This window comes from Paraburkholderia sp. PGU19 (assembly GCF_013426915.1).
In the GTDB taxonomy this organism is placed as follows: Bacteria; Pseudomonadota; Gammaproteobacteria; order Burkholderiales; family Burkholderiaceae; genus Paraburkholderia.
The window spans coordinates 1,608,476-1,621,475 of record NZ_AP023179.1 but is presented as its reverse complement, the minus strand read 5'-3'; the positions used below and the strand labels follow the sequence as shown (position 1 = coordinate 1,621,475).

The window sequence follows — 13,000 nt, the reverse complement described above, 5'->3', positions numbered from 1 at the left end:
CCGGAGCTCCTTGAGGCGCGGACGCCTTGCCCGGTAAATCAAGCACTGACAGTGTATTTTTGGGATATGGATCCGAGATCGTCAAGGAAAATATTCCGCGCAATTTTGAGGCTGGACCAAAAATTGTCGCTTTGACGAACACGTTCCCCTTTTTTGGTGCGCCGCGTCAGAACCGGCTGGCGCTCGCCGCTGCTCCCCAACCGACATGCTGCACGAAAGAAAAGAAGGTCGCGACGCCCGCTTTTGCGTGGTGCGCCCCGGTGCAACAGTCGGGGTGCATAGTCCCCGTGAACCTTGACGGACCGCCCGGTCAGAACGGATACGTCCCGGCGGTGCCACTATCGCAGACGGTAGTGACTGTGCATGGCAGTTCGTCGTCCGCAAACTCGGTCCCGCTACTTGCTGCGATACGTGCTCACCATGCGCCTGCGTGAGCGCCTCGACCGCGGACAGATTCAGGCGGCTGCCTCGTGCGCTGCCCACGCTGAACGCGCGCACACATCCTGCCGAGCTTCGATACCCAGCGATCCTGCATGGCCTGGCCACAGCACGCTGAGTTGTACATGCACAGAATCAATATGCGGCCGGTCCTCTCTTCCTCGTCGGGCAGGTCATCGCGCGAAAGCGGTCAGTCAAACAGCGCGTTTAAATGGCCGCAACTGGCCGATTGCACCAGTTCGAGACCGCTCTGCAGAGCGGTCGTTGAGATCCTCAATGGCTGCTCACTGGCTTCTGATGTCAACGAGTACTACCGGTCATTAAGCGACGCCCACCTCTGCACGCTGAATGGCCGCGGTGCGGAGTCTAGCCGCCACCTGTTCCGCTCGAAGCGCATCGATCCGCGGGGCAGCCCGCTGCTCGGAGCCCCGAGCGGATTGAGCGCGATCAGCGTCACGCTGGCGACCGCTGTCAAGACTCAACGCGCCGCACCATCAGTCCAAGGCGACGGCAGGCGCCTGCAAGCGCGCCCGGGCGGGTGCCGTTTCCTTCAGACTGAGCGTCACGACAAATCCGATGGCGAGCGCAGCCAGCCCAAGATGCATGATGTACTGGATCCCGAAATGCTTGGCAATGTAACCCGCAATCGCCGGTGCGAGTCCACCACCGAAGACTTCTCCAATGCCGACCACCAGACCTGAAGCCGTTGACATCAGTTTCGCCGGTACCGATTCCGCGCTCAACGGTCCCACTGTCAGTGTGATCATGCTGAAGACAAAAAGAAGCGTGAGCGTGAGGTACGTGAACAGCAATGTCGGGTTCGCACCGGTCCGCATCAGAAGGAACAGGAAGACGGCCGCGCCGACCACCGAACAGATCATGACCGGCTTTCTTCCCAGTCGATCGGAAAGCGCCGGCATCACGAGCGTGCCAAGCGTGCCGCCGAAGCCAATCGCCGAAAGCACGTAACCCATCTGCTGCATGCTCAAGTGCAGGTAGTCGATCAGGTAGCTGGGAAAAAGCGCGCTCAGTACGACGAGGCACGTCAGCCAGCACAGCATGCCGACGATGTTCAATGATATGTTGCGGTAGCGAAAGATACCGGTCCACTTGTGGAGGGCGGTGTCGTCCGTCGCCGTGTGCAATGCAGCCGCCGCTGGTTGAGTATTGCGCAGCACCTTCACCATCAGGAAAGCAACCAGCAAACCCGGAATCGACACCACCGCGAAGATCCAGTGCCACGGTAATACCTTGAGCAGTTGCGTCACGAGGATCGGCGCGATACCCAGGCCGAACAGTGGCAGCGCCATCTGCTGCATGCCGATGTTCCGACCGTGACGCGTTGGCTTTGATGCATCAAGGGTCGCGATAATGCTCGCAGGCGTATACGCGCCCTCGGCAAAGCCCATCGCCGCGCGAATCAGGACCAGCGAGCCGACGCCCGTCGCAAGGCCGCTCAAGCCCGCTAACAGCGAAAATACGATGATCGCGGGTATGATCACCTTGCGGTGGCCGATGCGGTCGGACAGGTTTCCCATGAACATCGCCGAGACACCCCACGCGACGGCCAGAGCACCGGTGATGTGGCCAAGGTCCTGATAGTCCAGATGCAGATCCTTCATCATGATGGGAAAGAGCGGCATGATCATGAACCGATCGATGCCGACCAGTCCGAAGCCCAGTGACAGCAGGACCACGGCCTTCCACTCATAGGCGGTATCCCACCTGGAACCGGTGCTGTATTCCATGTTTGCGATCTCCAATTAAATAACGACGTCGTCAGATGCGACCGTCCGGCGTGCACGACGGATTCGCGCACGCATTGAGAAAGGGAAACGCGTTAGAAAGCGGTCTGCAGCCCGAGCCGACCGATGACCTGATGCGTGGTGCTCGACTGGCCCGCGCCGTTGATCCAGGCGTTGTGCCCGCCTTCTACGTCGCCGCCGGTCCATTGGTAGACGGCTTCGGCGTACAACGTCGTGCGCTTGGACAGGAGATACTGAGCGGCGCTCGTGATTTGCTGCGCCCTGTTGTGGCTGAGCTGCGCGTTGCCCTTCATGTACTGATAGTTCGCGCCGAAGCGGATGTCCGGCATGAACGTGTACAGCCCGCCGACCTGAACCGCCTGCACGACGCCGCCCGTCAGCGTATTGCGCGTGTTGGTGTAGAGCGCGTTGAGATACACGTCGCCGATGGTCTGACCGAGCCCGCCGCCGAAATTGCGGATTCCGTCGTGACCGTCGTTTAGCGCCGGGTAGCGGGTTTCGTTGTACGCGGCCGCAATGCCGAAGCCGCCGATCGCATAGTTCACGCCGAACCCGATCGTGTTGTTCGCGGAAAATGAGCCGGGCGTATTGCCGAAGCCGTACAGTGCGCCGAGTCTCAAACCTGCGAAGGTGGCGGATTCGACCTTGACCGAGTTCGACACGCGCGAAGTCCCGCCAGTCTGATCGAAGTCGAACGAGCCGGTCGGATTCTGCGGGATGCCGAGCGCGGCGAACGGTCCCTGGCGCATGTTGTAAAGGCCGCCATAAGTGAAGGCTCCATCCAGTCTCGCAGGCGGAAAGAAGAGGAAATCCGCCATCAGGTTGTATTGCTGACCGAACGTAATGCGTCCAACATCGTCTTTTGACAGACCGACGACAGCCTGTCGGTTGAAATCGGCATTGGGCCCCGGGATTCCTGCGCCGCTGTTCACTGAGAACTGCGACGCAAGCTCGAACAGGGTCTTGTAGCCTCCGCCCAGATCTTCGACGCCACGGATGCCCCAGATGCTGGGCGTCCAGATCGAGTCGTCAGCTTTGAAGTTGTGGTGTCCGTTTTCGTTGCTCACATAGCTCACGCCGACGTCGAGAATACCGAACAGCGTCACGCTGCCTTGCGCTTGAGCGTGCGAGGTGAATGCGCATGATGCGACCAGCGCGCATAGTGTCTTCCTCATGTTCCCCTCCAGTGACATTCCTGTTGAAGTCAGGAAACGGCCGCTTCCGCGTGTTCGTCGATCGACAGCCGCGACACGAGATCGCTCAACAACGTCGGCAGTTGTTCAAGCGTCTTCACTCCGCCGAAGACGTAGTAGTCGGGCCGCACGACGATGGCTTTAACGCCGTGCTCATCGAAGAACTGCTTGTACTTGCCGCTGACGTCGTACAGCACCCGATCCTTGACGGCTTTATCCGAGTCGGTCGTGATGCCGATCGAACGCCCACCGATGGCAGCAAGCGCCGCCTTGCCTTTCGCGTCGAGATATGGGTTCGGGTGCGCATCGAGCGCGATGACGTGAAAGCCGTTGGGCACGGCGTCGTCGTAGCGCGATGCTTCGCCAAGGTTGTTCACCTGGCCATGTACGCTCAGCAGTCCGGCCACGCTCTCGCACGCGAACTCAGGGTCCTTGCAGATCAGGCCATCGGTTAAACCTGGGAATGGCGGAAGTGGCGGCACCTGACCCGAGAGATACGCTTCGTCGCGGCCAGCGGCCTCGTCCTTGTCGGAGATGCAAACGACCTGCCCCATCGCGATAGAGGCATCGATCACCGCGCGCACCTGCGGACGACGCTCCGGCGTGTACCCTTCGAGCACACGGTCCGATGAAATTCCCTTGAGGATCAGATCGAAACGCCAGGCGAGGTTCCAGGCATCGCGGATGCCGGAGCACATGCCCTGGCCCATGAACGGCGGCATTTGATGGGCGGCGTCTCCCGCGAGTACCACGTGGCCGGTATGCCAATTCCTCGCGATCAGCGAGCGGAACTTGTAGACGGCATAGCGCACGAGCGTCGCGTTTTGCGGTGTGACCCAGGGCGACAGCAGTTCCCACACCTTCTCGGGTTTCTGCAGATCCTCGATCGTTTCGTGCGGCAGGCGCATGAATTCCCAGCGACGATAGCCGGGGCCGCCCGGCACCATCGTCGTCGGCCGCGCCGGATTGCACCATTGACCGATATCGGGCACGTCGAGCGTCACACCATCGTTCGGCTTCAGATCGATGACGAGCCAGTCTTCCTGAAAGCCGAGATCGTCGAACTCGATGTTCTGCGACTTGCGCACGAAGCTGTTCGCGCCATCCGCGCCAACGACGTAGCGTGCGCGTACGGTCTGAGTTTCGCCGGTCGGATCCCAGTTTGCGCCGTTCATTGCGCCGCGACGCAGCGTCAATTCGCAGCAGTCGGGCAACTGCTGCAATTGGGTCGCCTCCCAGCCCTGTTGCACAGACACATTCGGCAGCGATTTAGCCTTCTTGTCGAGCAGTGCTTCAAGCGACGGCTGATTGAAGAGGTAGCCCACCGGACCGTCGCTGATTGATTCCGCCGACCAGTCGATCTCGACAAGCGTCTTCCAGTCCGCGTTGAACCACTGATATTTGGCGGACGGCTGCGAGATGCGCTCGACGTCCTCGCCAATGTCCATCGCATGAAACACGCGACGGATCTCGTGGTCGTGAAATACGGCACGCGGAAGCGGATACAGCGATGGCCAGCGGTCGAATACCGCAACGTTATAACCACGTTCTCCAAGAAGGATCGAGAGAGATTGTCCGACCGGTCCGTAACCGACAATTGCGACGTCGAGGATGTTTTGATCTGTCATTTCAGTTCACCTGCTTAGAAAAGAGCGAGTTGTGCCCTGGCGCCGGATGAGCCGGCAGCCATGGAATCAATCAAAGGGGTTTGAAGCGATCAGTCTTCGAGAACGACGCCGGCTTCGGTGTTGTGGATGAAGTCGTCGGGGACGGGCGGGCCCCACAGATAGAGCGAGTCTTCGGGAGCGAATTCGCCAGCGGGCCACGTCTGGCCCGCAGACACGAAATCAATGTCGGCGGAGTACTCGCAGAACGAGCCCCACGGATCCTGGACGTAGTGGAAGTAGTTCGAGCCCAGTACGTGCCTGCCGGTACCCCAGCCCTTTGTGAAACCTGCCGCGGCCATCTGCGATGCACCTTGACCAACGAGGTTCACGTTATCGACGTCCCAGGCTGCGTGGTGCCAGCCACGCGCGCTGCTCCTGGCGAACGCAACCAGATGATGATCGCTGCCGTGCGGTGCATGCGTGAATGCAATGATGTCGAGCGACTTGTCCGACAAACGCAGACCGAGCGCCTTGCCATAGAAATCCAGCGCACGAAGGACGTCGGGCGAGAACAGCAGCACATGAGAGAGACGTCGTGGACGAACCGTCTTCGCTGCTGAGCGCGTGTGTGTGCCGCGCTCGTCCGCGTGACTCGACGCGACGATGCATGGTGCCTTACTGACTGGCGTCGTCTTCGGACCGGTCTTTACCTGAATCAGGTTGCCGTCCGGATCCCGAAACCAGAACCCAGACGCTTCGCCTCGATCGTGAGGCGCGACGAGGTCCGCGCCCGCCGCCTTGACCTGATCGCGGATCGCCGCGAAGTCCTGTTCGAAGCAGTTGAAACTCAGATACGCCAGCGACTTTCTCGAAGCGGGAAAAATGCGCGCCCAGCGATGACCATCCGCCGCGCGCAACTGAAGTTCTGCGACTGTTGCTGCCACGTCGAGGCCAAACGCGCTGAAGAAGCGCTTGGCCTCGACTAGCGAGGATACGTTGAGTGCAAAGTGATCGATCGAATGAACACTCGCACGCGCAGATGCTGCTGCCGGATCGGTCATGACCATGTGTCTCCATTTCGATAAGCGCCGGCTCGTCGGCCGGCTTCGCCGATGGGAAATTAGCGGGTTGCTTCGTCAGCGATCACATTGCGCAGGGTGCCAATCTTCTCGACCGTCACTTCGCAAAGGTCTCCCGCTTTCATCAAAAGCCGCGGCGTGCGCGCCCAGCCGATACCCGACGGCGTACCTGAGACGATCACGTCGCCTGGTTCGAGCGTGATGGCTTCGCTGATCACGCTGATGAGCGTTGCGACGTCGAACACCATGTCATCGGTGCTCGCCGACTGAACCAGTTCGCCGTTCACGCGCGTTTCCAGCAGCAGGCCTTTGGCGCCTGCGGGCAATTCGTCGGCGGTCACGAGGTCGGGACCGAATGCGCCTGTGCCATCGAAATTCTTTCCTACGGTCCATTGCGGCGTCTTGAACTGATACTCGCGCACCGAGCCGTCGTTGAAGAGCGCATAGCCAGCGACGTGTGAGAGCGCGTTTTCCTTCGAAATGTGGCGACCACCCTTGCCCAGCACGACCGCGACCTCGCCTTCGTAATCGAGTCCTTCTGAGTCGGTAACGCCGGGCCGGATCATCGGCTGCTCATGAGCAACCAGACTGGTATTAACGCGCAGGAACAGGGTCGGGTAGTCGGGCTGCTCGTACTTGCTCTCTTTCGTGTGGTCGGCGTAGTTCAAACCCACGCAAACGATCTTCGGCGGCTTTTGCAGCGGCGGAAGATACTTCAGGCTGGCGGCAGGTACCTTTTCCTCTGTGGCGTTTGTCTTCGCGTACTCGTCCAGACGGACGCCGCGCGCGAGGAGCGACTCAAGCGTCTCGTCGCCGACGACACGTACGTGATCTCCTTCACGAACGCCGAGGGTTGCCTTGCCATCCTTTTCGAAACTAACGAACCGCATATCTGCCTCCTGTAGACCCAGAGACGGAATGCCTCAGGGCATGCCGAATCTCGTATTGACGAATTTGTCAGTTCCAATTCTATTCAAAGTGACATTTTCGTCAATACGAATTTATCCAGGACAAACCCGCAGAGCCTATGCGCTGCTAAAATCAAACCAGATCAACGGGATAGCCAATGGAAGCGACAGAATCGATTGAAAATCATCGAACCCGCGTTGGTGCGTTGCGACGCGAGAAGACCCGCATTCGTCTGATTGAGAGTGCGCTGGGCGTTTTTGCGGAGAAGGGAGCGGACGCCCCGACGATCGACGATTTCATCGCGGCTGCGGGAGTAGCCCGCGGACGTTCTACAACTACTTTCGCACGACTGCGGAACTGCTGTCGGCGGTGGCGGGCGAGAGCAGCGATGAAGTTCTCGCGGTTATCGATCCACTCGTGCGCGCGATCGATGATCCGGCCCAGCGGGTGGTGGTGGGGTCGCGTCTTTATATGGCCATGGCGGCACGGTATCCGCTGTGGGGTGCGTTCATCACGCGGGTGGGAACGAAGCGCGGTTCGCGAGGCCGCCTGCTCGACGAGTACCTCACTCGCGATCTGCAGATGGCCCTTGAGGCAGGGCGATTCGACGTGGTGGATGTGGTCGTTGCGCGCGATATTGCCCTTGGCTCGATCATGTACGGTATCGAAACGCTTTTATCGGGAGACGCCCCCGCCGACTACGCCGAGCAATCCATGTGTGCGCTCATGCGCGCCTTTGGCATCGGAGCAAAGGAAGCTCGCAAACTTGCCTATGCGCGGATCGCCGATCCTCCAGCACCACGCGGCGCCATCTTTGAACGAGTTGATGCATTGGGAGGCGAAGACGGTTGCCTGCATGATGACGTGACGCGTTAGGATGCAGGAAGAGTTCTAACGTGTTCGTCGCGGAGCCCGTGAAGAAGAAAGGAGCTGCGGAGCGGTGCCGGGGCTCAAGCGAATGGCAGCACTGACGTGCGACGCGGTCGTTCGAGTCGATGTGTCCAATGTCCCAATAGGGTCGCAAGTACTCATTCACTGGCATCGGCCGTGACATTGAAGGCTACGACGGCGCGAGCGGCTGCAAAGCGCCTATCAACTGCCTCACGGTGGTCTACATTCCATTAGCAATGGCCGATCAAGTAACGTTCGTCTTTTGCTGTCCAGTGACCGTTTGCAGATGCTGACTCGACGTCTGAAAGTCAAACCGATGGTATGCGCGAATAACGCCTCGTGGCCCCTCTCTGCCCGATGTCTACTGACATAGGCCCGATCTGACATGGAGTCCAGGTTGCGAAGATCGGGGAGCGGGTCAACCCCCAATAAACTATGTCATCCTGATTTTTTATCCGACGACAATCGGGAGCGTGATCAGGAGCCGAAACACCCGTGAAATCCAACTACTGACACATCGGCGTCACAGCAATCAGGCCCCCGTCACCCGGATTCAGATACCGTCACGTATACCGTCAACGCCCCTGACGGTATCAGGCAGGCTCCTCCAGAGGCTGCCCGCGTATACCGTCAGAAATACCGTCAAACTGGACCCACTGCAACCAGAACGGCATCGTTTGACGTGACAGAAATCCCCATACTTTTCAACTGGTTAGCGCCCCACTCCCGCCAATTTAGATGTTGAGCGACCACTCGATACGAAACGTATGTCCTTGATTTCGAAGTCACTTATTTAAATATTTACTCCCACTCAATCGTCGCAGGCGGCTTGCCCGAGATGTCATACACGACACGATTGATACCACGCACTTCGTTGATGATCCGGTTCGACACATGGCCGAGCAGATCATGCGGCAGATGCGCCCAATGCGCCGTCATGAAGTCGAGCGTCTGCACTGCGCGCAGCGCAACGACATACTCATACGTACGCCCATCGCCCATCACACCCACGCTCTTCACAGGCAGGAACACCGCAAACGCCTGGCTAGTCAAGTCGTACCATGACTTGCCTGTTTCCTTGTCGATGAAAGTGCGCAGCGTTTCGATGAAGATCGCATCCGCGCGACGCAGCAGGTCCGCGTAATCGCGCTTCACCTCGCCGAGAATCCGCACGCCAAGGCCCGGGCCCGGGAACGGATGGCGATACACCATCGAAGGCGGCAGACCGAGCTTCACGCCCAGTTCGCGCACTTCGTCCTTGAACAGTTCACGCAGCGGCTCGAGCAGCTTGAGATTGAGCGTCTCCGGCAGGCCACCGACGTTGTGGTGGCTCTTGATCGTATGCGCAGCCTTCTTGCCCTTGCCCGCTGATTCGATCACGTCCGGATAGATCGTGCCTTGCGCAAGCCACTTCGCATCGGTCAGCTTGCCGGCTTCCGCCTGGAACACCTCGACGAACTCGGCGCCGATGATCTTGCGTTTCGCTTCCGGATCGGTCACGCCCTTGAGCTTCGACATGAAAGCCTCGCTCGCATCGACGTGGATCACCTTCACGCCGAGGTTGTCGGCGAACATCGCCATCACCTGCTCGGCTTCGTTCAGGCGCAACAGGCCGTGATCGACGAACACGCACGTCAATTGATCGCCGATCGCGCGATGCAGCAGCGCCGCCGCCACCGACGAATCCACGCCGCCCGACAGACCGAGAATCACATGCTCATCGCCGACCTGCTTGCGGATGTTCTCGACGGCTTCGTCGATGTAATTGCCCATTTCCCAATCGGGCTTCGCGCCGCAGATTTTCAGCACGAAGCGCTCGAGCATCGCGCGGCCCTGCACCGTGTGCGTGACTTCCGGGTGCCATTGCAGACCGTAGAAGTGGCGCGCTTCGTCCGCCATCGCCGCGATCGGGCACGATTCCGTCGACGCCATCAACTGGAAGCCTTGCGGCATTTCCAGCACCTTGTCGCCGTGGCTCATCCACACCTTCAGCATGCCGTGGCCTTCGGACGTCGCGAAGTCCTGAATACCGTCGAGGAAGCTTGTGTGATTGCGCGCGCGCACTTCCGCGTAACCAAATTCGCGCAGATGGCCGGTTTCGACCTTGCCGCCGAGCTGCTCGGCCATCGTCTGCATGCCGTAGCAGATGCCGAGCACGGGCACGCCCGCTTCGAACACCGCTTGCGGCGCGCGCGGCGTGTCGCTCTCGGTCACCGAGTTCGGGCCACCCGACAGGATGATGCCCGTCGGCTTGAATTCGCGGATGAACTCGTCGCTGACGTCGTGCGGATGGATTTCCGACAGCACGTGCGCCTCGCGGATGCGGCGTGCGATCAGTTGGGTGACTTGCGAACCGAAGTCGAGGATCAGGATCTTGTCATGCATGGCAGCGGACGGAATCTAAAAAGAACGGATAGGGAAAGCCGCGCTGGTCGCATCGCGACAGAACGGCGTTGTATTCGAAACGGATTGGCTTGCGCGGCAACGGCGGCTTGAGCGCCGCATCGCTGCATGCCGTGATCGATATAAAGCGCGATAAAAGACCTGCGCGCAGACGGATTCCAGTTGTTTCGGCAGTGGGCGTGAGCTTGCGCGCGTCAGCCATGAAACGGCGGCCGGGGCGTGCCCGATTTCGCTTCGGCAGCACGCGCGTCGGCTTCGTTGCGCTGGGCTGCGGCGCGCTCGCGCGCGGCGGCGTCCTCGTGGGCTTCCGCCCGGCGTTCGTGCGCCAGCGCGTCTTCACGCGCGGCAGCGGCCGCTTCGGGCATCATCGCGCGGGGCGGTTGCGCCATCAGGCCCGGCTCGACAGGATGCCCCGTCGCCGGACTCACGGGCGTTGCCGCACTCACGGCAGGCGTTGCGGCAAGCGTTGGCTCGACGTGCGGCCCCGTGGTGGCCGGATAAACGACACCCGGGCGAGCAGCGTTGCGCTCACGCTCGGCCTTGCGCGCCTCGTTCTCGGTGTCGCGCGTCGCCACGCGGTCGGTGCGTTCGGCGGCAGCCGTGTTGGCCAGCCGCTCGCGCCGCTTCACCGCGCTCGACAGCTTCACGCCCCCCAGACCGATTACGAGCAGCACCACGCCCGTCAGCACCGCCACCAGTTGACCGAACCCCGTCAACTGCGGCGTATGCAGCCCTAGCAGCCAGACCAGCATCAGCAAACCCGTCAGCCAGTTCACATGGCCGACCACCTTGGCCGTCGTCGCCGTCATCGCGCCGTCGATCGACGCATGCAGCGCGAGCCAGGCCAGGCCAATCAGCGCGATGCCCGCCCCCTGCCCAACCAGCGCAGGGTCCGTCTGCACCAGCTGCAGCGCGTCGTACAGCGATTTCCACGGCGTGAGCAAAAACAGCAGCCCGAACGCCAGCAACAACAAGGCATCGATGATCAGTACGGCACGCAGCAGCGGCTTCATCGGCAATTAGTCCACGTGATAGTTGGGGGCTTCCTTCGTGATCTGGACGTCGTGCACGTGCGATTCGCGCATGCCCGCCGCCGTGATTTCGACGAACGAAGCCTTCTCGTGCAGCTCGTCGATCGTGCGGCAGCCGCAATAGCCCATCGACGCGCGCACGCCGCCGATCAGCTGGAACAGGATCGCGCCAACCGAACCCTTGTACGCGACACGGCCTTCGATGCCTTCCGGCACGAGTTTGTCGATGTTCGCGGAGTTGTCCTGGAAGTAGCGGTCAGCCGCGCCGTCCTTCATCGCGCCGACAGAACCCATGCCGCGGTACGACTTGTACTGGCGGCCCTGATACAGGAACACGTCGCCCGGCGATTCTTCCGTGCCGGCGAACATGCTGCCCATCATCACGGCGTTCGCGCCGGCTGCCAGCGCCTTGCTGACGTCGCCCGAGAAGCGCACGCCGCCGTCGGCGATCACGGGCACGCCCGTACCCTTGAGCGCCGCCGAGACATTGGCGATCGCGCTGATCTGCGGCACGCCCACGCCTGCGACGATACGCGTCGTGCAGATCGAACCCGGGCCGATACCGACCTTCACGCCGTCCGCGCCGTACTCGACGAGCGCCTTGGCTGCGTCGGCCGTCGCGATGTTGCCGCCGATCACCTCGACGTGCGGGAAGTTCTTCTTGACCCACCGGACGCGCTCCAGCACGCCCCGGCTATGACCGTGCGCCGTATCGACGACGATCACGTCGACGCCCGCCTGCACCAGCAGTTCGACGCGCTCTTCGTTGTCGGCGCCGACGCCGACTGCCGCGCCTGCGCGTAGCTTGCCATGCTCGTCCTTACAAGCGTCCGGGTGTTCCGTCTGCTTCGTGATGTCCTTCACCGTCATCAGGCCGCGCAGTTCGAATGCGTCGTTGACGACGAGCACGCGCTCGAGGCGGTGGCTATGCATCAGCGCTTTCGCTTCGGCGAGCGGCGTGCCTTCCTTGACGGTGACGAGGCGCTCGCGCGGCGTCATGATCGTGCGCACGGGCTCGTCCAGACGCGTTTCGAAGCGCAGATCGCGGTTCGTAACGATGCCGATCAGTTGTGCGCCTTCGACGACCGGGAAACCCGAAATGCCATGCTGGCGCGACAGCGCGATCACGTCGCTCACCTTCATTTGCGGCGGAACCGTGATCGGATCGCGCACGACGCCCGATTCAAAGCGCTTGACCTTCGCGACTTCGCGAGCCTGCTCGGCCGGCGTGAGATTCTTGTGGATGATGCCGACGCCGCCCATCTGCGCCATGGCGATGGCGAGGCGAGCTTCGGTAACGGTGTCCATCGCGGCGGACACGAGCGGCATATTGAGGGAGATGTTGCGGGTCAGCCGGGTTTTCAGGCTGGTGTCGCGCGGCAGAACGTCGGAGAAAGCCGGGACGAGGAGCACGTCATCGAACGTGAGTGCTTTTTGGATCAGACGCATGGCAAATCCTATAGGCGCAAAAGCGAATTATACGCGAAACCCTCCGGTTTTCGCTGCGCGAACAGTCAGTTAGCGAAATTCTTCAATGTTTTTTCGCATCGGACGATGGTCCGATTTCGCTTCTGCGTTCGGCTCGCGTTCGAACCGGTTTCGTATGCTCGTTCGAACGCATACCCTGCCATTCATCCTTCCACGCGTATTTTTCCAGCATAGGCGACGTGCTGCAAAGTGCAG

10 protein-coding genes are annotated in these 13,000 nt (G+C 60.9%); 1 reads left to right on the top strand and 9 read right to left on the bottom strand.

Annotated features, from left to right (window positions below; all coding sequences use genetic code 11):
- Positions 1–932 precede the first annotated feature (932 nt).
- The 5 genes from H1204_RS07475 to H1204_RS07455 form a co-directional block, all read right to left on the bottom strand.
- On the bottom strand, positions 933–2,186 hold the full coding sequence (locus H1204_RS07475) for an MFS transporter (RefSeq protein WP_180730597.1): 1,254 nt from the start codon (positions 2,184–2,186) through the stop codon (positions 933–935).
- 92 nt (positions 2,187–2,278) lie between these two features.
- Positions 2,279–3,379: a porin gene (locus H1204_RS07470; protein WP_180730596.1), complete on the bottom strand. Its 1,101-nt coding sequence runs from the start codon at positions 3,377–3,379 to the stop codon at positions 2,279–2,281.
- Positions 3,380–3,408: 29 nt separating this feature from the next.
- Positions 3,409–5,025 carry a bifunctional 3-(3-hydroxy-phenyl)propionate/3-hydroxycinnamic acid hydroxylase gene (locus H1204_RS07465; protein WP_180730595.1) on the bottom strand — a complete coding sequence of 539 codons (1,617 nt, stop codon included), beginning with the start codon at positions 5,023–5,025 and terminating at the stop codon, positions 3,409–3,411.
- 89 nt (positions 5,026–5,114) lie between these two features.
- Positions 5,115–6,065 carry a VOC family protein gene (locus tag H1204_RS07460; protein WP_180730594.1) on the bottom strand — a complete coding sequence of 317 codons (951 nt, stop codon included), beginning with the start codon at positions 6,063–6,065 and terminating at the stop codon, positions 5,115–5,117.
- A gap of 59 nt (positions 6,066–6,124) precedes the next feature.
- Complete coding sequence (locus tag H1204_RS07455) at positions 6,125–6,973, bottom strand: fumarylacetoacetate hydrolase family protein (protein ID WP_180730593.1); 849 nt, start codon at positions 6,971–6,973, stop codon at positions 6,125–6,127.
- 436 nt (positions 6,974–7,409) lie between these two features.
- Here H1204_RS07455 and H1204_RS51165 point away from each other — a divergent pair, with 436 nt between their 5' ends.
- Entirely contained in the window at positions 7,410–7,868 is a 459-nt protein-coding gene (locus H1204_RS51165) for a hypothetical protein (RefSeq protein WP_243468567.1), read from the top strand.
- Between the two features lie 816 nt (positions 7,869–8,684).
- On the opposite strand, the gene guaA is transcribed toward H1204_RS51165, so the two are convergent.
- The 4 genes from guaA to guaB are packed head-to-tail and all read right to left on the bottom strand — an operon-like array spanning position 8,685 to position 12,766.
- Positions 8,685–10,268, bottom strand: a complete 1,584-nt coding sequence (guaA, locus tag H1204_RS07445; protein ID WP_180730592.1) for a glutamine-hydrolyzing GMP synthase — start codon at positions 10,266–10,268, stop codon at positions 8,685–8,687.
- Positions 10,261–10,488, bottom strand: a complete 228-nt coding sequence (locus H1204_RS07440; protein WP_180730591.1) for a hypothetical protein — start codon at positions 10,486–10,488, stop codon at positions 10,261–10,263. The genes guaA and H1204_RS07440 overlap by 8 nt, the downstream gene beginning before the upstream one ends.
- Positions 10,481–11,299, bottom strand: coding sequence for a hypothetical protein (locus tag H1204_RS07435; RefSeq protein ID WP_180730590.1), 819 nt, complete (start codon positions 11,297–11,299; stop codon positions 10,481–10,483). The genes H1204_RS07440 and H1204_RS07435 overlap by 8 nt, the downstream gene beginning before the upstream one ends.
- Before the next feature lie 6 nt (positions 11,300–11,305).
- A complete protein-coding gene (gene guaB, locus H1204_RS07430; RefSeq protein WP_180730589.1) occupies positions 11,306–12,766 on the bottom strand; it encodes an IMP dehydrogenase in 1,461 nt (486 codons plus the stop codon).
- Positions 12,767–13,000 lie beyond the last annotated feature (234 nt).